Source organism: Streptomyces sp. NPDC037301, assembly GCF_055602785.1.
The window spans coordinates 1-20,470 of sequence record NZ_JBVJWD010000021.1 but is presented as its reverse complement, the minus strand read 5'-3'; the positions used below and the strand labels follow the sequence as shown (position 1 = coordinate 20,470).

21 protein-coding genes and 1 pseudogene are annotated in these 20,470 nt (G+C 68.8%); 9 read left to right on the top strand and 13 right to left on the bottom strand.

Annotated features, from left to right (window positions below; all coding sequences use genetic code 11):
• Positions 1 to 28: 28 nt before the first annotated feature.
• Positions 29 to 757, bottom strand: coding sequence for a DUF6585 family protein (locus tag ACZ7IB_RS28855; RefSeq protein ID WP_470916724.1), 729 nt, complete (start codon positions 755 to 757; stop codon positions 29 to 31).
• A gap of 44 nt (positions 758 to 801) precedes the next feature.
• The gene (locus ACZ7IB_RS28850; protein ID WP_470916822.1) at positions 802 to 1,896 is read right to left on the bottom strand and encodes a M20 family metallopeptidase; all 1,095 of its coding nucleotides are present in this window, start codon (positions 1,894 to 1,896) and stop codon (positions 802 to 804) included.
• Positions 1,897 to 2,102: 206 nt separating this feature from the next.
• On the opposite strand from ACZ7IB_RS28850, the gene ACZ7IB_RS28845 reads away from it, so the two are divergent.
• Positions 2,103 to 3,002, top strand: a complete 900-nt coding sequence (locus ACZ7IB_RS28845; RefSeq protein WP_470916723.1) for a LysR family transcriptional regulator — start codon at positions 2,103 to 2,105, stop codon at positions 3,000 to 3,002.
• A gap of 76 nt (positions 3,003 to 3,078) precedes the next feature.
• Here ACZ7IB_RS28845 and ACZ7IB_RS28840 read toward each other — a convergent pair whose 3' ends face one another.
• From ACZ7IB_RS28840 to ACZ7IB_RS28830, 3 genes are all read right to left on the bottom strand, one after another.
• Positions 3,079 to 3,693 carry a flavin reductase family protein gene (locus tag ACZ7IB_RS28840; RefSeq protein ID WP_470916821.1) on the bottom strand — a complete coding sequence of 205 codons (615 nt, stop codon included), beginning with the start codon at positions 3,691 to 3,693 and terminating at the stop codon, positions 3,079 to 3,081.
• Positions 3,694 to 3,978: 285 nt separating this feature from the next.
• Positions 3,979 to 4,188 carry a DUF397 domain-containing protein gene (locus tag ACZ7IB_RS28835; RefSeq protein WP_470916722.1) on the bottom strand — a complete coding sequence of 70 codons (210 nt, stop codon included), beginning with the start codon at positions 4,186 to 4,188 and terminating at the stop codon, positions 3,979 to 3,981.
• On the bottom strand, positions 4,185 to 5,063 hold the full coding sequence (locus tag ACZ7IB_RS28830) for a helix-turn-helix domain-containing protein (RefSeq protein ID WP_470916721.1): 879 nt from the start codon (positions 5,061 to 5,063) through the stop codon (positions 4,185 to 4,187). The genes ACZ7IB_RS28835 and ACZ7IB_RS28830 overlap by 4 nt, the downstream gene beginning before the upstream one ends.
• Positions 5,064 to 5,218: 155 nt before the next feature.
• Here ACZ7IB_RS28830 and ACZ7IB_RS28825 point away from each other — a divergent pair, with 155 nt between their 5' ends.
• The 4 genes from ACZ7IB_RS28825 (at position 5,219) to ACZ7IB_RS28810 (ending at position 8,183) form a co-directional block, all read left to right on the top strand.
• A complete protein-coding gene (locus ACZ7IB_RS28825; protein WP_470916720.1) occupies positions 5,219 to 5,659 on the top strand; it encodes an ATP-binding protein in 441 nt (146 codons plus the stop codon).
• 275 nt (positions 5,660 to 5,934) lie between these two features.
• Positions 5,935 to 6,897 carry a helix-turn-helix domain-containing protein gene (locus ACZ7IB_RS28820; RefSeq protein ID WP_470916719.1) on the top strand — a complete coding sequence of 321 codons (963 nt, stop codon included), beginning with the start codon at positions 5,935 to 5,937 and terminating at the stop codon, positions 6,895 to 6,897.
• 9 nt (positions 6,898 to 6,906) lie between these two features.
• Complete coding sequence (locus tag ACZ7IB_RS28815) at positions 6,907 to 7,839, top strand: RpnC/YadD family protein (RefSeq protein WP_470916718.1); 933 nt, start codon at positions 6,907 to 6,909, stop codon at positions 7,837 to 7,839.
• Positions 7,840 to 7,907: 68 nt separating this feature from the next.
• Positions 7,908 to 8,183 (top strand): hypothetical protein, encoded by a 276-nt coding sequence (locus ACZ7IB_RS28810; protein ID WP_470916717.1) that lies wholly within the window; start codon positions 7,908 to 7,910, stop codon positions 8,181 to 8,183.
• Between the two features lie 176 nt (positions 8,184 to 8,359).
• On the opposite strand, the pseudogene ACZ7IB_RS28805 reads toward ACZ7IB_RS28810, so the two are convergent.
• Positions 8,360 to 8,887: pseudogene (locus ACZ7IB_RS28805) on the bottom strand (class I SAM-dependent methyltransferase); the annotation flags it as partial.
• Positions 8,888 to 9,007: 120 nt separating this feature from the next.
• A complete protein-coding gene (locus tag ACZ7IB_RS28800) occupies positions 9,008 to 9,796 on the bottom strand; it encodes a DUF5707 domain-containing protein (RefSeq protein WP_470916716.1) in 789 nt (262 codons plus the stop codon).
• Positions 9,797 to 10,112: 316 nt separating this feature from the next.
• Here ACZ7IB_RS28800 and ACZ7IB_RS28795 point away from each other — a divergent pair, with 316 nt between their 5' ends.
• Positions 10,113 to 10,469 carry a hypothetical protein gene (locus tag ACZ7IB_RS28795; protein ID WP_470916715.1) on the top strand — a complete coding sequence of 119 codons (357 nt, stop codon included), beginning with the start codon at positions 10,113 to 10,115 and terminating at the stop codon, positions 10,467 to 10,469.
• A 25-nt stretch (positions 10,470 to 10,494) separates the two neighbouring features.
• On the opposite strand, the gene ACZ7IB_RS28790 is transcribed toward ACZ7IB_RS28795, so the two are convergent.
• A complete protein-coding gene (locus ACZ7IB_RS28790) occupies positions 10,495 to 11,784 on the bottom strand; it encodes a hypothetical protein (RefSeq protein ID WP_470916714.1) in 1,290 nt (429 codons plus the stop codon).
• 428 nt (positions 11,785 to 12,212) lie between these two features.
• Here ACZ7IB_RS28790 and ACZ7IB_RS28785 point away from each other — a divergent pair, with 428 nt between their 5' ends.
• Positions 12,213 to 12,584, top strand: a complete 372-nt coding sequence (locus ACZ7IB_RS28785; RefSeq protein WP_470916713.1) for a hypothetical protein — start codon at positions 12,213 to 12,215, stop codon at positions 12,582 to 12,584.
• Positions 12,585 to 13,019: 435 nt separating this feature from the next.
• Here ACZ7IB_RS28785 and ACZ7IB_RS28780 read toward each other — a convergent pair whose 3' ends face one another.
• The 4 genes from ACZ7IB_RS28780 to ACZ7IB_RS28765 all read right to left on the bottom strand — a co-directional run bounded on the left by ACZ7IB_RS28780 (position 13,020) and on the right by ACZ7IB_RS28765 (position 18,003).
• Positions 13,020 to 14,024: a HEAT repeat domain-containing protein gene (locus ACZ7IB_RS28780; protein ID WP_470916712.1), complete on the bottom strand. Its 1,005-nt coding sequence runs from the start codon at positions 14,022 to 14,024 to the stop codon at positions 13,020 to 13,022.
• A gap of 6 nt (positions 14,025 to 14,030) precedes the next feature.
• Positions 14,031 to 14,699 (bottom strand): HEAT repeat domain-containing protein, encoded by a 669-nt coding sequence (locus tag ACZ7IB_RS28775; protein WP_470916711.1) that lies wholly within the window; start codon positions 14,697 to 14,699, stop codon positions 14,031 to 14,033.
• A gap of 162 nt (positions 14,700 to 14,861) precedes the next feature.
• Positions 14,862 to 15,707, bottom strand: a complete 846-nt coding sequence (locus ACZ7IB_RS28770; protein ID WP_470916710.1) for an enoyl-CoA hydratase/isomerase family protein — start codon at positions 15,705 to 15,707, stop codon at positions 14,862 to 14,864.
• A 67-nt stretch (positions 15,708 to 15,774) separates the two neighbouring features.
• Positions 15,775 to 18,003: an acetate--CoA ligase family protein gene (locus ACZ7IB_RS28765; RefSeq protein ID WP_470916709.1), complete on the bottom strand. Its 2,229-nt coding sequence runs from the start codon at positions 18,001 to 18,003 to the stop codon at positions 15,775 to 15,777.
• Between the two features lie 194 nt (positions 18,004 to 18,197).
• Here ACZ7IB_RS28765 and ACZ7IB_RS28760 point away from each other — a divergent pair, with 194 nt between their 5' ends.
• Positions 18,198 to 19,070 (top strand): NAD(P)H-binding protein, encoded by an 873-nt coding sequence (locus tag ACZ7IB_RS28760; protein ID WP_470916708.1) that lies wholly within the window; start codon positions 18,198 to 18,200, stop codon positions 19,068 to 19,070.
• A 17-nt stretch (positions 19,071 to 19,087) separates the two neighbouring features.
• On the opposite strand, the gene ACZ7IB_RS28755 is transcribed toward ACZ7IB_RS28760, so the two are convergent.
• Complete coding sequence (locus ACZ7IB_RS28755; protein ID WP_470916707.1) at positions 19,088 to 20,065, bottom strand: AraC family transcriptional regulator; 978 nt, start codon at positions 20,063 to 20,065, stop codon at positions 19,088 to 19,090.
• 317 nt (positions 20,066 to 20,382) lie between these two features.
• On the opposite strand from ACZ7IB_RS28755, the gene ACZ7IB_RS28750 reads away from it, so the two are divergent.
• Positions 20,383 to 20,470: helix-turn-helix domain-containing protein (locus ACZ7IB_RS28750; protein WP_470916820.1), on the top strand; the 88-nt coding region annotated here is incomplete at its 3' end.

The following is a 20,470-nucleotide window of genomic DNA, read 5'->3' as shown; positions in this document are numbered from 1 at the left end:
GCCGGAGGCGGACGGGCGCCGACCGGTCTCAGGCGGAGAGGTTCTCGGCGACCGTCAGGAAGACGTGGAGGTTCGCGATGTCGCTGACCGCGACGCTGCACCAGGGGCCGGATCCGCCGGTCCTCATGACGTGCACCCTGCCCGCCCCGACCCGTATCTCCTGGACGTCGGACCAGGGGAGGTGGCCGTTCCTGGTGGTGGCCATGCCGGTGCGGGAGAGCGAGAAGTCACCGAAGTTGACCCTCTGGCCTTCCAGGATCGATTCCAGGACCGTCGGTCCCTGGGCACGGAGGATGGCCCCCTGCATATGAGGTCCCCAGGTTTGGGGGCCTTCGTAGAAATCTGTGATCGTCGCGTTGACGCGGCCCGGGGCCACCGCGGAGTAGACGTGGGTGATGGGGCCGGGGACACCGTTGATGATCTTCTGGCTGATGTTCTGGTAGAGCCGCACGGAGTCCCAGCGGATGGCGACCATGCCGTCGCCGGACTGCGGGTGCGCAATCATTCCGTGCTCGAACAGGTGGAGACGCTTGGCGGCCTGCTTTCTGCTGAAGTTCGGATACCTGCGCAGCCACCAGAAGAACAGCAGGCCGGGGATCACGAAGATTGCCAAGAGGTGGACGATCGTGAAGATGTAGAGGGCGAAGATCGGTTTGCCCAGGCGCTTGGGAATGAACGCGCCTTCCAGTGCGCCGAGTTGATGACGGGCGGCCAGTTCGGCGGCCTCGGGCGACAGGGCGGTCGGTGCTGCTGCCATGAATCTCTCCTTCGCGTTCGCGCCGGAACGACCGGTGTGTCGGGTCATCGCCGGGTCCGCGCGATCAGCTGGGCGAGGAGGCGGGTGCGGGGGATCATCTGCCCGATCGCGACGTGCTCGGTGTCCGCGTGGGCTCCGCTGCCGACCGCACCCAGGCCGTCCAGCGTCGGGCAGCCCGTGCCCGCGATGTAGTTGCCGTCGGATGCGCCGCCCACGGCGACTCCCCGCAGCGGCTCCTGTCCCAGCTCGGAGGCGATCGCGCAGGCGAGGGCGAACAGTTCGGCGGAGGACTCCGGTTCCATCGGGGGCCGTCTTCTGCCGCCCAGTACCCTCAGCCGCGCTCCGGGCGTCCGGGCGGTCAGCCCGTGCATGAGGGCGTCGATCCGGTCCTGCGCCGCCAGGGTCGGTACGCGCACGTCCACCGACACCTTCGCCAGCGCGGGCACCGTGTTGAGGGTGCTGCCGGCCGACAGCAGGGTGGGCGTGACGGTCGGGGCTCCCAGTTCGGAACCGGTGGTGCCCAGCGAGGCCGCGAGGCCGGCGACGGCCAGGACCTGGTGGGCGGCCTCGATCGCGGCGTTGACCCCCTTCTCCGGTTCCAGACCGGCATGAGCGGCCCGGCCCTGCACCACGACCTCATAGCGTGAGGTGCCCTTGCGGGCGGTCTTCAGGGCGCCCTCCGCGTTCGCGGACGCCTCCAGTACGAAGGCCGCCGCACAACCGCGCGCGGATTCCTCGATCATTGCCCGGGAGGTCGGGGAGCCGATTTCCTCGTCCCCGTTGACCAGCACGCACACGCCGTCGGGGGACGGCAGGGAGGCCAGCGCGTGGAACATCTGCACCAGCCCGGCCTTCATGTCCAGGACACCGGGGCCCCGGGCGATCCCGTCGGACACCGACCAGGGATGCGTTTCCAGCGAACCCATGGGCCACACCGTGTCGTGGTGTCCCACCAGCAGCACACGCGGTGTTCCGAAGGTCCACCGCAGATGGGGCACCCCGTCGATCACGATCGTCTCCGGTGCCGGGCCCAACAGCCTCTCGCCCAGGGCGCCGACGGCCTCAGCGCTACGGGCCAGCGCCGCGTGGTCGGCCGAGAAGGATTCGCAGACCACGAGCTCCTCCAGATCGGCCAGCATCGCCGGCAACGCGAGCGCGGCTCGCGCGGTCACCGGCCCCGCCCCGCACAGGCCTTTATCGGTAATGACACGTTTCCTCCTCGGAGTTGATGCCGCAGAAGCCGCGGGGCGGCGGTGCTGTCCGGCCCCGTCCCGCAAGCGCGACCACGCGATTGACGCTAGGGCGGGACAAGGCATTCCACCAGCGACTAGATTGCATGCGAGCCATGCTTGGGGGGAATGTGTTCGAGATCGACGCACTGCGTCTGCTGGTGACGGTGGCCGAGACCGGATCGTTCACGCAGGCCGCGGCCCGGCTCGACTACACGCAGTCCGCGGTGTCCCGGCGCATCGCCTCGTTGGAGAAGCAGGCGGGCGGGCCGCTGTTCGAACGGCTCGCCCGGGGCGTACGGCTGAACCCTGCCGGGCATGCGCTGCACCGTCACGCCGTGGAGGTGCTCGACCGTCTGTCGAGGGCGGAGCACGAACTGACCGTGATCCATGCGGGGCATGGCGGGACGCTGCGCGTGGGGGCGTTCGCCACCGCCAACATCTCCCTGGTGCCCGCCGCTCTGCGGGCGTTTGTGCAGTCCAGACCGGATGTCGAGGTCATCGCAGCCGAGGGTCGCAGCGGTGCGCTGATGCAACGCCTCGCGGAGGGAGCGCTCGACCTCGCCGTGGTCAGCGACTACCCGTCCGGCCTGCCCTCGGCCGACGGTGTCACCACGGAGACTCTGCTGGTGGACGAGCTGCTCGTCGCTCTTCCGCGCAGCCATCGCCTGGCCGGATCCGGGGCGATCGATCTGCGTGAACTGCGCAATGAGGCCTGGCTCCAGGACGCGCCTGCGGACCGGCCCATGATGCTCGCCGAGATTTGCGCACGGGCCGGCTTCAGGCCGAGAAAGACCATCCGGATCGCGGAGTGGACCGGGAAGTTCGGCTATGTGGCCGCCGGGCTGGGGGTCGCGCTGGTCCCCTCGCTGGCCTCGTGGGCGGTCCCGGCCGAACTCTCCCTCTGCCGGCTCGGCGACCTCGCCCCGCGCCGGACCGTACATGTCGCGTTGCCCGCAGCCCCGCTTCCGGCGGCACTGAAACTGCGGGATCTGCTGCGCGACGCCGTCGGCTGAACCGCCGTCCGCCGGGCACGATCGGGGCCGTGGTGCGTGTTCACCCGCCGGTCCGGGCCGGGGTCGCGGTGAACGCTCACCCGCCGAGCGGCCCGAACCGCCCGAACACCCCCCGGTGGAAGAGCAGCGGACCGTCCCCGTCCGCCGCCCCCAGCGCCTCCACCCTGCCCACCACGATCAGATGGTCGCCCCCCGTGTGGACGGCCTGGATGCGGCAGTCGATCCAGGCCGGTACGGAGTCCAGCAGCGGCGACCCGGTCGCGGGGGCCGCCTCGTACGCCACCCCGGCGAACTTGTCGGCCCCGCTCACCGCGAAGCTCCGGCACAGCGCACCCTGGTCCGCGCCCAGGATGTTGACGCAGAAGGCCCCGGCGCGGGCGATGCGCGGCCAGGTCGTCGACGTACGGGCGACCATGAAGGTGACCAGCGGCGGGTCGAGCGAGAGCGACGCGAACGACTGGCAGGCGAAGCCCGCCGGTCCCTCCGCGTCGTCCGGGTCGTGCGCGGTGACGATGGTGACCCCGCTCGCGAAGTGCCCCAGTACGCGGCGGAATTCGGCGGGGTCGACCGGCAGCCGCTCGTCGTCCGCGACGGCCCGCAGATCCGGGGGCGGCAGCGGATCGACCGGCGCCGGCCCTGCGGTGGTGGCGGCGCCGACGGACCTGAGGTACCGGACGGCGGTGGCGGCCATGCCTGCGTGTCCCATCACGTCTTCCATTGAAACTGACGTAGCGTCAGATCGGAAGGGTTGGGGCGAAGGCGGTTCGTGCACCGAGCCGCTGCCACGCCGTGGAACCGGTGCTGGTCCAGGTCAACCCCGCGACGCCGACGGTTGGCGGATCGGCGGTACGTCGGACCGGCCCGAACTCAACCGGGAGTACGGCGATCTCGACTCGCCGGACTGGTACATGCTCAGCCGGTGACCGGCCCCCGAGCCCGCCCGAACCGGTGCCGGGATCGGGGCGAGCGTCGGCGGTCAGCTTCTGGCGGCGTACGTCACGAAATCGGTCCAGGTCTCGGGGGTTACGGCGAACCTGGGGCCCTGCGCGTTCTTCGAGTCGCGGACGTGGATCGAGCTGGGAGTGGTCGCGACTTCGACGCAGTCGTTGGGGTTGCTGCTGTCGCTGTAGCTGCTCTTGAACCACGCCAGCTCGGAGCCGTACCCAGCGGAGGTCTTCCGGATCATGTCTCTCCCAGCGCTCGCTCGATGAAGGCCAGCGACTCCCGTGCGCTGAGAGCCTCCGCCCGGATGATGCCATAGCGGAGTTCAAGGATCCGTAGCTGCCTCGGGCTGGAGACGGGACGACCGCCGAACTCGTCATCAGAACGCCCGACTGCCGTGCCGTCCTCGAACTTCAGCATCTGGATCCGCCCGCCTGTCCCAGGGTGATCCCAGTAGGCGGTCGGCATCACCTGAATTTCGACGTTGCGCAACTGCCCTACCTCCAGGAGGTGTTCCAGTTGCCTGCGTAGCACCATCTTGCCTCCAGTGGGGCGGCTGAGTGTCGCCTCTTCCTGGATAAAGCTCAGCTCGGGGGCCGGCGAGCGGTCGAAGATGGAGCGCCGGGCCATGCGGCCTGCGACACCACGCTCCACCTCGTCGTCCGACAGGGCCGGACGCCTCGTCCTCAGCAACGCCCGAGCGTGCTCCTCCGTTTGAAGGAGGCCGTGCAGGTTGTGGCTCCCGTACGACAGCAGCTCGACTGCCCGCGCCTCCATCCGCGCCAGATCCCGAATCTTCTTCGGGTACCGGACCTCCGCCACGTCCTTCTTCATCGCGGCGATCAGCCCACCCGCCCCCAGCACCTCGTCCGCCCTGTCCAGATACTCCTGGCGCGGAATCGGTTTCCCGGCCTCGACCTTGTAGACCTGGTCCTCCCCGTACCCGATCGCCACACCGAAATCGGCCGCCCGCATGCCGACCGCCTCACGACGCAGCCTCAGCTGCCGCCCCACCGTGGCGACGACCGCCGCCCCCGACTCGTCGTCGGGGTCGACGTCCCAACCGGGCTCGTCCGCCTCGCCCCCGGGCCGTTCCGTACTGTTCGCATCCACTCGCATCCGCGCCACCTCCGACGTGCCGTCACACCTCGACGCCCTCTACCCGCACGCCCCCTCCGGACAGCGCGGACAGCTCCGGACAACCGCTGGACAGTCACCGTACGCATCCAGTCGATCACTGGTCAGCGTATGCGTGCCCGGCCACGCTGAGTGACGTGAAACAAGAAATTACCCTCCCTCAACCCCCTGCCCCCAGCCGCACGTTCACCGTGTTGCTCTCGCCCACCCGCCGGGGAGCCAGGCTGGCCCGGCTGCTCACCGCCGCGTATCTGGGCGAGTGGGGGATCCCTTCGGAGTCGGCCGTGCAGATCGTCGCCGAACTGGCCGCCAATGCCATGGTGCACGGCCGCGTACCGGGCAGGGACTTCCGGCTCGACCTCACGATCCACGACGGCGGCGCGCTTCTGCGGATCGAGGTGAGCGACGCCCGTGGCGAGCGCCTTCCGCCCGGTCCGGGCGGCACGGCCGTCCCGGATGACGACTGCGAGTCCGGGCGCGGCCTGCTGATTGTCGAGGCGTTCGCCGACCGTTGGGGCGTCAGCCCCGGTCCCGTCCCCCGCAAGACCGTCTGGGCCGAGCTCGACCTCATGCCGTGACCGCCGCCGCCGGGTCGCGGATATCCACGATCCGGTGGTCCGCGACGCGGCGCCGTGGGACATCAAAAGCCTTGAACACCTTGGGCAATGAACCTTCCCGAACCCACCCCACCTGCCGTCACCCACACGGGTGAGATCGTCCAACTGAGCTGGATTTCGGCCCGGTTGGCTGGCATATGCTCGCCGCGACAAACAACCCCAGACATGCGACGGCCCCCGGCCGGGACTGGCATCCCGATCGAGGGCCTGACCAACGAGGAAGAGAACCCTTCCCGATGGATACCCAGCAGATTAGCGCGCCCTCGCGCGCCTCGTCCGGTGTCGTGCACGACAACTCCCGGCACACCAGCCGTTTCACGGTCGTGGGCAACCACCTCACCCAGCACCGCGAGCTCTCCCTCACCGCGATCGGGCTCGCCGCGCACATCCAGTCCATGCCCGCCGGGGCAGGGATCGGCATCAAGGACCTCGCCGGCCGCTTCCCGGAGAGCGAGGCCCGGATCGCCGCAGCGTTACGCGAACTCGAAGCCCACGGCTACCTTCGACGCACCCGGACGCGCCTGTCCAACGGCCGGATCGTCACCCGCACGGTCTCCTGCAACCAGCCTGCCGACCGGCGGCTCACGGACGCTCTGCCGGGCGGTGACTGTCCGCCGCGCCCGCAGCGTACGGACCGTCCGCCCACGCCTTCCAGGCCCTGCATGACGCCCGACCCCGATGACACGCGCCCTGCAAGGCCCCGGGTCCACACAGTGCCCGCACCATGCCGCGAGCCCGCGCCTGCACCACGCCGCGAGCGCGCCCCACGTAGCCGACCCGCGCCCCTGCTCGTACCGAAGCCGGCCTTCCCCGCCGCGTCCCTCCTCCGGACCGCAGCCGACCTGCTCGCCGGGCTGCACCACCAGGACCCGCGCCTGCTGCTCTCCGCGCAGGACGTGGATGTCCTGGCCCCGGGGGTCGCCGCATGGCTGGAGCGCGAGGTGGGCCCCGCCGCCGTACAGCACGCCCTGACCAGCGACCTCCCGCCCGAAGGGATGCGCCGCCCCGCCGGTCTCCTGGCCCACCGACTCACCGCCCGGCTTCCGCCACCGCCCCCGTTCCTGCCCCCGGCCACGCTCCCGCCCAGGCCGATCCCGCTGCAGAACTGCGAGGGCTGCGACCGGGCATTCCGCGCGGCGGAGCCAGGAGAGTGCCCCGACTGCCGGACCAACTCCCATCCGACTGTTCAAGAGCTCTAGGAAAACCACATGGTCAGCTCGTCCCACGAGGCGATGCACCGCATCTTCCAGGAGTACCCGGGCCTGTTCTCCCGCGTCTCCGAGGTGCTGGGGGTTGAGATCGGCTCACCCGCCTCAGCCACCGTCATGCCCACCGACCTCACCGAGAACCGGCCCCTCGAACGCCGTGTCGACACCCTGCTGCGCATCGACATGGAGGACGACCGGTCCTACCTCCTGGCGATCGAGGCCCAGGGCAAGAAGGACCCGGACAAGCCGGCGAGCTGGATGTACTACCTGTCGTACCTTCAGGCGAAGTACAAACTGCCGCCCATGCTGCTGGTCGTCTGCCAGGACCGGGCCACCGCCGAATGGGCCGCGCGCCCGTTCCCCGTCGGCCACCCGCAATCGCCCGTGCTCACCCTGCAAGCCCTCGTCGCGGGCCCGCACAACATGCCGGTGATCACGGATGTGGCCCAGGCCCGCAAGGACCTGGCATTAGCCACGCTGGCCGCGATCACACACGCAGGCGATCCGGACATCGGTGCCATACTCAAAACGCTGTCGACCGCTCTGCGCGACGCACCGGAAACCATCGCCGACCCCATCGTCGAACTCACCGCACAGGGCCTGGGCAATCGCCCGGCCGCACAACAGTGGAGGAACCTGGTGGCCGTGGACCTCTCTTTCTACAAGTCACCCCTCTCGGAAGAAATCCGGGACGAGGGCCGAGCGGAAGGCCGAGCGGAAGGCCGTGCGGAAGGCCGTGCGGAGGGCCGTGCGGAAGGCCGTGCAGAGGGCGTCGCGAAGAGCATTCTGCTCCTCCTCGCCCAGGTCGGCATCGAGGTACCCGATGAGGCCCACGAACGCATCATGGGCTGCACCGACGTCGACACCTTGAGTCGCTGGCTCTTGCGTGTTCCTACTGCGACATCCGTCGAGGACGTCTTCACCGAGAAGTAGGCGGACTGCGGCCGGGGCCCGCCGACCGGTGAGTCCCGGCCGCACAACAGTGGAGGAACCTGGTGGCCGTGGACCTTTCTTTCTACAAGTCACCGCTCTCGGAAGAAATCCGGGACGAGGGCCGTGCGGAAGGCCGTGCGGAAGGCCGTGCGGAAGGCCGTGCGGAAGGCCGTGCAGAGGGCGTCGCGAAGAGCATCCTGCTCCTCCTCGCCCAGGCCGGTATCGACGTACCCGACGAGGCCCGCGAACGCATCAGAGGCTGCACGGACCTCGACACCTTGAGCTGTTGGCTCCTGCGCGCCCCCACTGCCGCAACCGTCGAGGACGTCTTCGCAGTGGGGTAGCCGCAGCCGGCGGGGAGGAGCGCACCGGCACCTCTCCGGCGGTAGGGCGTAGCGGGAGGACAGGGGGACAGACGCCAGAGGGCTTCGGGTGGAGGCAGCACCTTCAACCGGCGTCGCGACCGTCCGGAGGAGCCTTGCCCGGCGCGGGACCCTGTGCCGCTTCCGACGCCTGACTCTCAACCGGGTTGCTTGGCCATGACGACCAGACCCGGCCCGCTTTGCTCATCTGCAGGGAGCCGAAGTTCGGCGACCGGGCGCAGTCCAGCCTGCTCGATCAGGTCCACGAGTTGTTCCGGCCGCCATTTGTGTGTCGTCCAACGAACGGGTACACCTCCGTAGGCCTCGGTGCGCACCGCGTCTTCGTCGCCGACGTGTGTTGCGGTGATGAAGTGTCCGCCTGGCTTCAGGGCGCGCGCGAACAGGGCGAGGACCTGAGGAAGGACGTCACGGGGGAGGTTGAACAGTGACCACCACCCGAGCACGCCGCCGAGGGACGCTTCACCAAGGTCGAGGTCGGTGGCAGAGGCGACGCTGAAGCGGCATTGCGGATGAAGACGGCGCGCGTTCTCGATCATGCGGGGGGAGAGATCGACCCCGGACACGTCGAGGCCGCGTTCGGCAAGGTAGGCGGTCACCGTTCCGGGTCCGCAGCCGACGTCGAGGACAGGCCCAAGCTCGCTCACGGTGTCAGCGAAGGCGTCGCATCCGCAGCGGCTGACCGGCCCGCCGGCCGGGAAACAGCCAGGGCTCAAGAAGGCCCAGACCGAAGGGTCTCCGGCCTGAGCCTTCTGCGCTTGCTGGAGGATAGATGACCCTCCCGAGGGTTACTTCACGTCGACGTAGTCCGCCGCGGAGGCGACCGCCGGGGTGGTGGACGTGCCTGCGAAGGAGTAGCGGAAGTAGCCGTCCGCCATGGCCTTCGTCGTCGTCCTCAGGTTGCCCTTGCTGTCCGTCGTGACGGTCTTGAGGGTCTTGTAGGTGCTGGTGCCCTTCTTCTTGAACTGGAGCTTCACCGGCTGCTTGGTGTAGCCCCCGTACTTGTAGGTCTCCCAGTTGGCGCGGGTCAGGGCGCCCGTGACGGTGATCGTCTTGTTCTTCTTCACCGGTTCCGGCGAGGCGTTGACCGTCAGCCTGGAGTTGCGCAGGACCTTCGCCTTCGCGGCGGAATCCTTGGTGATGTAGTCACCGTCGTTGGCCAGGGCGTGGGCGCTCACGGTCCAGGTCCCAGCTGTGGTGTTGTCCTGGGGGTGGATGCGCGGGTTGATTTTCAGCATGTAGGTGCAGGTGGTCGTGGTGGAGCTCTGGCGCACGCACTTGCCCGCGATGTTGTCGGGGATCACGAGACCGTAATAGTCGCCGTTCGGGAGGGGCGTGTGCCACATGACCGGGAAGGTCCTTCCGACCTCGATGCCCGAGTCGTCCGTGGCGGTCACCGCGATGGTGAACGTCTTCACGTCCGTGGTCCCCAGGACGATGTCCTTCCCTCCGTTGACGACCACCTTCGTGATCCTGATGTCGCCCGAGAAGTCATCCGCCTGGGCGGCCGCCGGAATCGTGAGCGCGGACAGGGCGAGGGCCCCGGCGAAGCCTGCCACGGTGGTGCGGTGATGCATGAAGGCGTTTCCCCCATGTTCCAGCGCCTCAGGAACGTCCCGAGGCGGAGCTGACAATGCCCACCCAGTACACGGTGGCACGGACATGACCATCAGGTCGCAGGAATGGTTGCCCATCGATCACACGGCTGCCAGGACGAGCGCGGGGCTCACGCCATCTTCCGGCCTCGGTTTACTGGTGGACTCGCGTATTCAACTGTCGCGAGTACTGCTGCTCAAGCGTCAGTGCAGTCACTGTGTGTGCTGGGGGCGTCCCAGGGGCATCTCTGTGCTGGCAGCAACTCGCGTTCTGGCCGTTGATGGCTAACCTGCTCTCATGCCGATGAAGGTGCCCAAAGCGATCAAGCGTGTGAGCAAGCAGGACCTCGTTGGACTGAGTTCGAAGAGCGAGCGCCTTAACCTCGGTAGGGGACGTGAGCCTGGATGGCTTGATGACCACCTGGCCGACGATGCGACGGGGTCTCTGCGAGCGATCCTTCTTGAGCATCCCCCCAAGCGCTGTTACCGCTCCCTCGTCCTGATCAAGCGGAGCGACCGGGAAGTCGAGCACTTCCTTCTCGACGTGCTGCCGGAGGATTTCGACCGGCTTGAGGACATCGCCGGTGAGGCACTGCTCACCTTCACGCGCTGGGCGTTGATGCAGATTCCGTTGAGCCCACTTCCTGCGGAGTAGCAGGTGCAATCGGCCGACTGCAGGTTCAGGTAGTGCTCCGTGGGGTCCAACCTGGTGGTGACCGCCAGTGGTCACCAGAGGCGTATCGGCTCCAGGTGCCTCCGGCCTCGGAGGCCAGCTTGGCCGTGGTGACCCGGTGGTAGCTCAGAGCCTCAGCGACGACCGGGGCGGGCATCTCCAGCACGAGTTGCCGGATCGCGGCGGTGCGGCCGGCGGTGGTGGGGATGCCGATGTCGTTGAGAAGCGCCGCCAGGACGTCGGGGTGCATCGGTTGTTCTGCGCGGCGGCCGGGGAAGAGCCATCGGGAGGCGTGGTTGGTCGCGGTGTTCATGTTGTCCCGGCTGTCGATCCATCGAAGCAACAGTTCCGCGAGTGGTTCGGGGACTGGGGATGGCGGTTCGCCGAGGCGGAGGAGAGTCTGTTCGTCGCTGCGGACAACGTCGTCGAGGGTGAGACGCACGACTCGGCTGAGTGGTTGGGCATAGAGCAGAACGATCACACCCGCGACCCGAGTACGAAGCGGCAGGTCCGCGTCGGTGAGGAGACGCCCGATCTGCTCCAGTCGCTCGGGCTGCGGCATCGGGGTGGCCCGGCGGATCTGGACCGGCGGCAACCGGAAGGGCCGGGTGAGCTTGCTGGCCGAACACCACAGCAGGAAGTTCCGGATGGTGTTGCGGGCGTGCTCGTTGTGATCAGCGTGCCAGGCGTCGATGCCGGTCTGGCCGCAGGTGGCGAGGGTGTGATCCCGGTCGGCAAGCCAGTCGAGGAACGCGGTGGCCTGCTTGACCTGATCCGCGACACGTCTGCGGGCCGCTGGAGTGATCGGCTTCCTCTCGGCTCGGGTCCGTAGCCGTGGCAGTACTTCCCAGGTGGCATACCGGCGGATGACCTGAGCGTGGTCGGGGTCGCAGATGTCGGCGGTGTGACCGATGAGCCACCGTTCGAACGAGCAGATCTGCTTGTCGATGATGGGCAGAACACCGCAGGACATGAGGAGTTCCCGCAGGTGGGCGGCGGCCCGCCAGGGGTCGAGGGTGTGGAAGGCTTCGTGGGTCAGCTCGATATCGCCCGTGGCGAGCCGCCGTAACCAGTCGGCGGTGGAGTCGGAGCGTTCTCTATGTCTGTCCAGCCAGGCAAGGCCGGATACCGGCCTGTCCATGGTGCGGAGAGAGTCGGCCAGCGGGACGAGTTCGCGGCGGATGCGTCCGGTGCCGTCGTCCAGCAGCTCGGCGAGCCGGTCGGCAACGTTGCTCGGCGAACCCCTTGTCCCGCCTGCGGCTGCCCCGGTGATGCTGTACTGGCCGCTCTCCAACATCTTGAAGAGCTGAGCTACGCGCTGTGGGCTCAAGTTGGCGCGCGATCGCATAGGTACAGCAAACTTCTTGGTGTAGCGCACCACCGCCTGGTACGCCTTGCCGAAGTAGGGATCACGGTCCGCCTCGTCGAGTGGCGGGGTGCCGGCCCGGAGGTGTGGGAGCCCTTCCGGTAAGCCCGGGACGCTACGTGTCGGGCGGAGTGAATTTGTGCACCGGTACCCGAGTTTCGACCGCCTACGGCGTTGGGGTGCAGGCGTACAGCCATTGGCACTGAGAAGGATCTCGAACACCACCGCAGGTCAGAAGGTCCCTCTCCCCGATGGAGTTCGAACAGCAACACCACAGGACAGCTAAGCTCTCGCTCGCAGCATGAACCCCTGTGTCCACACTCCGGGGGCTACCTCACCCTCTCCTTCAGGAGGCTTTTGTGTCCACATACCTCAAGGCACGCGGCTCTACGCGCCGCCTCGGCCGTACTGCCGCCGCGTCGGCGGCAGTTGCCGTCGCTGTACTCGGCACTACTCTCGCAACCGCGCCCACGGCATCGGCCCTGGACAGCCGCTCCTGCACCAAGAACATCACCAACCAGTGGCGGACCGTGGAGGACCTGGCCGGGGCCGCTGTCCGCAGCGGCCCCGGCCAGACGTACTCCAAGCGGTACGGCCTCGACTTCGCCGGCCACTTCTGGGCCGTGTGCCAGGCCACCAGCTCCGCGGGGAACACGTGGTACTACGGCAAGGACAACCACGACCGCAAGGGCTGGATCGTGGCCTCTAAGACCGGCAAGGGCTGGTACTAGGGCGCGTATCGGGGCGTGATCAATTTGCGAGATTCGCTCTCGTGGCGGGACCCCATCCGGTAAGTCGTTCTACATGACGCGAGCGCAACTGACGGATGCGGAGCGGGAGTTAGTCGGGCCGTACTTGCCGATCGGCGAGTACGGCCCGTATTACTGATGGACTCGCGTATTCAACTGTCGCGAGTACTGCTGCCCAAGAGCGGTGAAACCTGTGTCCGTCGGCGGCGGCACTCAAACCGTCGCCAGTTCGCATCCGCTGCAATTGGCGGCGCTTGTAGTTGAGGTACCGGAAGTAGCGCCGGGATCGATCTTGGTCGCTGAGCCGGCTGTTCCTGTGGCCGGCGGTACAGCTGGGTCCTTGGCGATGCCGTGGCCCTGTTGGCGTTGACCAGCAACAACTGGGCCCCGCGCACACAGCACCCCAGGAAAGATCCGTTATCGGGCGTTGCGTATCCCGAGAATGTATGCCGCAGTAAGCGCAACGGCACGGTCTTCGTCATGTGACAGATCTGCGAGGGCACGTGACGCTGTGATTCCCGGAATGTCCGCGAGCGCCTGTGCCAGCCGTCGACGTACAGACGATTCAACGGTGCCGTGGGCGAGGCAGTCGACGAGCCCGGTAGCGATCTGCTCCGCCAACGCGGGACGACTCGCCAGCGCGCTCAGTGCATCGGCTGCACCGACTTCATGCGTCTCCTCGACGACCATGTCGATGAGCGTCGGGATCGCGTCGGCTACTCCACGTGCCCCGAGCGCCAGAGCTGCATACCTGCGGACCACGATGTCGGGGTTCGTGAGGGCGTCCTGCAGCAGTGCGGTCGCCTCACTGTTCGGAATCTCGGCGATGGACTGGACGGCACGTTTCCGCACCTCGGCCACTGGTGAGCCGAGGCCATCCGCCAGCAGTGCCAATGCGCCATCGCCCGATCGTGCCAAAGCCCATCGAAGGGCTCCGGCGACGTTCGGGTCCGTCTCGCTCAGCGCTGCCTCGACCAGTGCTTCCACTGGCACCGGAACCTCTTCGATCGAGGACAAGGCCGCGCGCTGGCGCGTCCCAGCGCTCTTCGACCCCAACGCCTGGAGGAGTGCGACGATCTGGAGGACGTCCTCCCAGCCGGCGGGTTCCGCGGCACCGATCCGACGGAGTCGAGTGAGCAGCTCCGTCTCACCCGCAATGCGTTCTCGCGTCTGGCGGATGAGGTCGTCGACGAGCTCTGAGGGCGTGAAGCCCTGATCACCGAGCGCGCGCCTGACTTCACGCAGCGACAGCCCCAATGACCGCAGGCTCTCGATATGGAAGATCCGTCGGATGTCCTCGCCGGAGTACTCGCGATAGCCGGCGTCGGTACGACCCGTTGGCCGCACCAGGCCGAGCGAGTCGTAATGCCTGAGCATGCGGGCGCTGACCCCGGACCGTCGTGCCACATCACCGATCAACACGGCCCATCACCCCTCCTGGCTGGTCCTGCCGAGTACTACGAGGCGCTTCGCCTCCTCGATCGCGAACTCGAATCCGGCATCCGGGTCGCGCAACAGCCGTTCCGTGGCGATCGCGTGCGCGCGCACGCGAGGGTCGAGATCCGTCATCGCAGCGCGCAGAGTTGGCAGAATCACCTCACCGAGCGCGATCAGCGCCCGGCTGAGGCTCAGCTGCGTCTCACGTTCGCCGCGCCCGAGCTGTGTCGACAACACTGCGGCCAACTCGGGCTCTTCACCTTCGGGCACGAGCACGACCGCTGCCCGCCAAGCGCTCCGCGCCACCTCATCGTTGGCGTCGGACAGAAGTGCCCGTGTGATCGCCGGCCACGCTTGCCGATCCCCGATCTTGGACAGCGTGTGCAACGCCTGGCTTCGTGCCTGCGCACGCTCCGAGCGGACTTCATCGAGAAGCTCTGGGACCGTCATTGATGGTGAGTGGCGGGTGAGCGCCCACGTAAGCATTTCGCGCACGTTGAACTCGGGTTCGATCGCGCATCGTTCGATGAGCTTGTCGATGAACCGCGGGTCAGGGGTCGTACCGACCGCCAGCGCTGCCCGCAGCCGCACTGACGAGCGGCTGTCCTCCAGCCCCTGGAGAGCTCGAATCGTATCCGTGTCCTGTTTCGGCAGGGTCATCGGGACCACCTCCTTGACACAGTGAAGACCTTGTCACTGTGTCAAGGTCAAGCGGGGCCACGCCGCGAGGTCACCAGGCGCCCTCTGTCCACCGAGTTCGGTGCGTGTCACGTCAGATGAGGCGTGCGTGACGCTATGAGGCACGTTCGCTTCCGGGGCCGCTCACAGCCCCCGGTACTTCGGCGCACGCCGCTCGACGAAGCTCGCCACGCCCTCGTTGGCGTCCTGCGTCGTCATATTGATCTCCTGGGCCATCGCCTCGGCCGCGAACGCCGTCGCCCGGTCGGAGTCCAGGGAGGAGTTCACCAACTGCTTGGTGAGGGCGATCGCGCGGGTCGGGCCGTCGGCCAGGCGCCGGGCCCACGCGCGGGCCGTCGCCGTCAGTTCCTCGTCCGGGACCACCCGGTTGACCAGACCCAGACGCTCCGCCTCCCTCGCCGGGAGCGAGTCGCCGAAGAACATCAGCTCCTTGGCGCGTTGCGGGCCGATCAGGCGCGGCAGCAGATACGCGCCGCCACCGTCCGGTACGAGGCCGCGGCGTACGAACACCTCGATGAACTTCGCCGATTCGGCGGCCAGCACCAGATCGCAGGCGAACGCGAGGTGGGCGCCGATACCGGCCGCCGTGCCGTTGACGGCCGCGATCACCGGCTTCTCGCAGTCCAGGACCGCGGCCATCAGGCGCTGAGCGCCGAGCCGGATCGTACGGGCGACATCGCCCGGCACCCGGTCGCCCGTCGACGGGGCGCCCGTCGCCGGAGCGCCCCGCAGGTCGGCGCCCGCGCAGAAACCACGGCCGGTGGCGGTGAGGACGACGGCCCGGACCGCCGGGTCGGCGGAGGCCTCGGCGAGCAGGGCGATGACGCGTTCCCGCTGGTCCCAGGTGACGGCGTTCATCGCCTCGGGGCGGTTGAGCGTGATCCAGGAGACGCCGTTGTCAGTGGTGTGGAGTACCAATGAATCAAGCGGGTCGGTGGACTCGGTGGTGTCTTCGGGGGAGGACGGCATGAGGCAGCTCCTGGGTAGGTGGGTCGGCCGGTGGCGCGGCTTTCGAGGCGGTCGGCCGGGTGGCCGGTCAGCGGCAGACGGCGAGTGCGTCCAGCGCCACCGCGCCCTGCCCGCGCCCCAGCACCATCAGCGGGTTGATGTCCAGCTCGGCGAGGTCGTCGCCCAGCTCCAGCGCCATTCGCTGCACCCGCAGCACGACCTCGACGAGCGCGTCCACATCCACCGGCGGACCGCCGCGTACGCCCTCCAGCAGGGCTCGGCCGCGCAGTTCGCCCAGCATCGACCGCGCCTGGTCCTCGCCGAACGGCGGCACGCGCACCGCCGCATCGTGCAGCACCTCGACCAGCACGCCGCCGAGCCCGACCGTCACCGTCGGCCCGAACAACGCGTCCTGCGTGACACCGACCATCATCTCGACGCCCCGCTCGACCATCTGGCAGACCAGGATGCCGTCCAGCTCGATGCCCTCGTACCGTGCGATGTCGGTCAGTTCGCGGTAGGCGTCGCGTACCTGGCTGGCAGAGGTGAGCCCGACCTTGACCAGACCCAGCTCGGTCTTGTGGGCGAGCCGGGCGCCCGACGCCTTCATGACGACCGGGTAGCCGACCAGCCCCGCGGCCCGGACGGACGCTGCGGCGCTGGTCACCAACTGCTCGCGCGGAACGCGGATTCCGTACGCGCGCAGCAGCTGCTTCGCGGCGTGCTCGCTCAACTGGTGGCCCGGGCGCATCAGTGCCTGCGCCTTGCGGAACGAGGGCGACGGCGTGCGCGGCGCCTCGTCGAAGGGGGAGCGGTAGGAGGCTGCGAACCGGTGGTGGTCCAGATAGGCCTTCACGGCGGTGATGCAGTTGCCGAAGGTACGGAAGGTGGCGACGCGGGACGAGCCGAGCAGCGTCGTGCGGTACGCGTCCTCCGTACCGACGGGCGATCCCCACACCACGCACACCAGCTTGTCCGTGGCCTCCGCCGCGTCCACCAGGTCCTGCGCGAGCCGGTCGCTCATCGGGGGGAAGGGGCCGGTGATCGGACAGATCAGCACCCCGACGGCGGGGTCGGCGAGGATCGCGTCGATGATCTTCCGACCGCGCCAGTCGCCTACCGGATGGCCGCCGTTGTCGACCGGGTTCGCCACGTTCAGATAGCCGGGGATCCACTCGTGCAGCTCGCGCTGTTTCTCCTCGGACAGGGTGGGGATCTTCAGCCCCGCGCCGGTCGCCAGGTCCGAGAAGTGCGCGCCCGTGCCGCCCGAGATCGAATACACGACGACCCCGTCGGCCTGCGGCTTCCGAGCCCGGGCCAGCAGGGCCGCGGTGTCCTGGAGCTCGTCGAGCCCGTCCACCCGGATCACGCCGAACTGCCGCATCGCCGCGTCCACCACCTGGTCGGCGCCGGTCAGCTTGCCGGTGTGTGAGGCGGCCATCCGGGCCCCCGTCTCCGTACGCCCCACCTTGACCGCCACCACCGGAACGCCGGCCCGCGCCGCCCGGTCCGCGGCCAGCAGAAAGGAGCGCCCGTCCTTCAGCCCCTCCACGTAACAGGCGATGGCCCCGACCTCCGGGCGCTGCGAGAAGTACGAGATGAAGTCGGCGGTCTCCAGATCCGCCTCGTTGCCCGTGGGTGCCCAGTGCGAGAGCCGCACGCCCAGCTCCTGAAGGGTGTAGACGGGGCGCCCCTGGTGACCGGACTGAGTGATGAGGGCGATGGCCGGCCCGTCCAGATCGTCCCGGAACTCCTCGAAGGCGTTGAGGTTGGTGTTCGGCCCGAGCAGCCGCAGCCCGGACCGCTCCACCGCGGCGGCCAGCCGCGCCTGGGCGGCGGCGCCCTCCTCACCGGTCTCGGCGAACCCGGAGGCGAAGGCCACGGCGAACTTCACCTTGGACTGCGCGAGTTCCTCGATCACCGGGAGCGGATCACCGACCAGCAGCACGGCCAGATCGACCTGCTCCGGCAGGTCCGCGACGGAAGGAGAACAGACCCGCCCGAACACGGACTCCCGGCTGGGATGCACGGGATACAGCCGCGCCCCGACCCGCTCGGCCCAGCCGATCAGCTGTCGGGTGATCCCGGTATTGGGCCGCCCTTCGGTGTCGGACGCGCCGATGACGGCGACGGACTCGGGCCGGAAGAACCGGTCCAGATCCGGCACGGGCGCGTGCAGCGGGCGGCCGCTGACATCGAGATCGCCCTCCGCGGCGGCGGCCGCCATGCTGTGGACGATGGCATGCGGCTCTTCGCCGCAGGCCACCACCCTGGCGCGGAAGTCGGTGGTGAGGGTGCCGTGAGTCGATCCAAGCATCGTTCCGCCCACTCCTGCTCGAAGTCCGTCGGGTGCTCGTGCCCGGCCAGCCGAAAGCTGACGCTCTGTCAGGTTACTGAACTGACGGCCCGTCAGGAATGGGTGTGCAGGCAAAGGCTGATCCGGACGCACGGACATCCATTCCGGATTCCGGGACATGGCCGGTGGGCGGGGCGCCGGGACAGGCTTCTCGTATGACACAGGAAGCACAGAACGCTCGCACAGACCGGCCCCTACTCGTCATCGGAGGTACCGGCAAGACCGGACGCAGGGTCGTGGAACGGCTGCGGGAGCAAGGGGTGGAGACGCGGGTGGCGTCGCGGTCCGGGGAGACGCCGTTCGACTGGGACGACCGGGGGACCTGGGACGCGGCGCTGGAGGGGGTCGCGGCGGCGTACATCGTTCCGCTGGACCTCGCTCCCTCCCGGACCCCCGCCCTGGTGGAGCGGGCCGTGGCGGCCGGAGTCGGGCGGCTGGTGCTGCTGTCCGCCCGGGGCGCCGACGTGCCGGGGTACTTCGGGGATTCCTACGACGGGACAGGGCCGCACATGGAGGGGGAGATCGCGGTGCGGGCCTCGGGGGTGCCGTGGACGATCCTGCGGCCCGGCTGGTTCGCGCAGAACTTCAGCGAGGGGGTCTTCCGCGACGGGGTGATCGGCGGTGAGCTGGCTCTGCCCGCCGGGGACGGGGCCGCCGCGTTCGTCGACGCGGACGACATTGCGGACGTCGCTGTCGCCGCGCTCACCCGGCCCGGCCACGAGGGTCAGGTGTACGAGCTGTCCGGACCGCGGGCGCTCACCGTCGACGACGCGCTGGCCGAGATCGCGAAGGTCACCGGGCGGCGGGCCGGGTACGTCCCGGTCCCCGAGCAGGAGTTCGTGGCGGGACTGGTCGCCCAGGGGATGTCCGCCGAGGAAGCGGCGCTGTGGACGGACGCGATGAAGCCGATCCGTACGAGCCGGGAGGCTCCGGTCGTCGACGGGGTGCAGCGTGCGCTGGGGCGGGCGCCGCGGGACTTCGGTGCGTTCGTGCGCAGGGCGGCCGACGCGGGTGCCTGGCCCTGCTGAGCCCGGGGGAGGGGGCGTCAGCCTGCCGGGGCCTCCCGGTCCGGTTCGCCCCGTACCGCGGGCTCGCGGCGGTACGCGCTCGGGCTGATGCCCCGGACCCGTTTGAACGCCGCGCTGAAGCCGAACGCGTCGGCGTACCCCACCCGGCGGGCCACCGCCGCCACCGTCAGTTCCTGGCGGCTCAGGAGATCGGCGGCGAGCGTCATGCGCCATTCCGTCAGATACGCCACCGGGCCCTCCCCGACCAGTTCGGTGAACCGTTTGGCGAACGTGGTCCGTGAAACCCCGGCCCGTGCGGCCAGCTCCGCCGTCGTCCACGGATGCGCCGGCTCCTCGTGCAGGGCACGCAGCGCCGGGCCCGCCACCTCGTCGCCGAGCGCGCGGTACCACATGGGCGGGGCCGCCTCCGGGTGGTCGAACCAGTCGCGCAGCGTGCACACCAGCAGCCAGTCCAGCAGCCGGTCCAGCACGATCTGCCGGCCCGGCCGCAGCCTGCCGATCTGAGTCTCCAGATAGTCGCGCAGCGGCGAACAGTCCTCTTCGTCCGGTACGACGAGCACCGGAGGAAGGACCCGGAGCAGCCGTCGCGGGACCTCGGCGTGCACGTCGTAGGCGGCGGCCAACAGTACGGTGGGGCCGCTGAGTTCGTCCGGCGGTTGCGGGTCGGCTCCGGGCTCGGTGTCCCAGCGCACTTCGCGTACGGACGCACCCGTATCCGTACCCGTACTCGTGCCCATGGCCGGGTCGTCGGTGAAGACGAACGGGGCCGGCCCCCGTACGATCGCCGCCTCGCCGACCCGCACCCGGCGCGCGGCGCGATCACCGTTGTCGCTGCCGCCGTCCGGGACGATCCAGCCCTCGCCGCGCAGCGGCACGCACAGGGTCAGATACGCGCCGTCCGTGAACCTCAGCGACCACGGCGGATACAGCACCGAACGGCCGAAGACCGCCCCCTTCCCCCGCACACCACGCAACAACTCGTCGAACACGTCCATGCGCCAACGGTACGCACACGGGGCGGTCGGCCGGACAGCATCGCCGTACAACCTCGACTCGGCATTGACGCTTCCCCACAGCTCTGGGCTCACGTAATTCTTCAGCCCTGCGGGGAACGTGCTGACGAGCCGGGCCATCAGGCCCGGCTCATACCTCCGCGCCGTCTTCATCGGATTCCTCCGTGGATACTCAGCCCTTCAGGGCGGAGAGGAAACGGACTCCTGCGGAGCAGGGCAAGGAGCGGAGTTTCGCCCCCAGAGCGAAAGACCGTGCTGTGACCCGCAGATTTGATCTTAACTCGCAGCACCGCTAGTTTGTGAGCGTGACCACGAGCCGTGTGAAGCGGGCGTTCAAGTACCGCTTCTATCCGACTGATGCGCAGGCAGCCGAGCTGTCGCGCACGT

What these genes read in the sequence shown, in the direction of transcription:
- ACZ7IB_RS28855 (WP_470916724.1), bottom strand. Translation starts at nt 757, where the DNA reads ATGGCAGCAGCACCGACCGCCCTGTCGCCCGAGGCCGCCGAACTGGCC.
- ACZ7IB_RS28850 (WP_470916822.1), bottom strand. Translation starts at nt 1,896, where the DNA reads ATGCTGGCCGATCTGGAGGAGCTCGTGGTCTGCGAATCCTTCTCGGCC.
- ACZ7IB_RS28845 (WP_470916723.1), top strand. Translation starts at nt 2,103, where the DNA reads ATGCTTGGGGGGAATGTGTTCGAGATCGACGCACTGCGTCTGCTGGTG.
- ACZ7IB_RS28840 (WP_470916821.1), bottom strand. Translation starts at nt 3,693, where the DNA reads ATGGCCGCCACCGCCGTCCGGTACCTCAGGTCCGTCGGCGCCGCCACC.
- ACZ7IB_RS28835 (WP_470916722.1), bottom strand. Translation starts at nt 4,188, where the DNA reads ATGATCCGGAAGACCTCCGCTGGGTACGGCTCCGAGCTGGCGTGGTTC.
- ACZ7IB_RS28830 (WP_470916721.1), bottom strand. Translation starts at nt 5,063, where the DNA reads ATGCGAGTGGATGCGAACAGTACGGAACGGCCCGGGGGCGAGGCGGAC.
- ACZ7IB_RS28820 (WP_470916719.1), top strand. Translation starts at nt 5,935, where the DNA reads ATGGATACCCAGCAGATTAGCGCGCCCTCGCGCGCCTCGTCCGGTGTC.
- ACZ7IB_RS28815 (WP_470916718.1), top strand. Translation starts at nt 6,907, where the DNA reads ATGGTCAGCTCGTCCCACGAGGCGATGCACCGCATCTTCCAGGAGTAC.
- ACZ7IB_RS28800 (WP_470916716.1), bottom strand. Translation starts at nt 9,796, where the DNA reads ATGCATCACCGCACCACCGTGGCAGGCTTCGCCGGGGCCCTCGCCCTG.
- ACZ7IB_RS28795 (WP_470916715.1), top strand. Translation starts at nt 10,113, where the DNA reads ATGCCGATGAAGGTGCCCAAAGCGATCAAGCGTGTGAGCAAGCAGGAC.
- ACZ7IB_RS28790 (WP_470916714.1), bottom strand. Translation starts at nt 11,784, where the DNA reads ATGTTGGAGAGCGGCCAGTACAGCATCACCGGGGCAGCCGCAGGCGGG.
- ACZ7IB_RS28775 (WP_470916711.1), bottom strand. Translation starts at nt 14,699, where the DNA reads ATGACCCTGCCGAAACAGGACACGGATACGATTCGAGCTCTCCAGGGG.
- ACZ7IB_RS28770 (WP_470916710.1), bottom strand. Translation starts at nt 15,707, where the DNA reads ATGCCGTCCTCCCCCGAAGACACCACCGAGTCCACCGACCCGCTTGAT.
- ACZ7IB_RS28765 (WP_470916709.1), bottom strand. Translation starts at nt 18,003, where the DNA reads ATGCTTGGATCGACTCACGGCACCCTCACCACCGACTTCCGCGCCAGG.
- ACZ7IB_RS28760 (WP_470916708.1), top strand. Translation starts at nt 18,198, where the DNA reads ATGACACAGGAAGCACAGAACGCTCGCACAGACCGGCCCCTACTCGTC.
- ACZ7IB_RS28755 (WP_470916707.1), bottom strand. Translation starts at nt 20,065, where the DNA reads ATGGACGTGTTCGACGAGTTGTTGCGTGGTGTGCGGGGGAAGGGGGCG.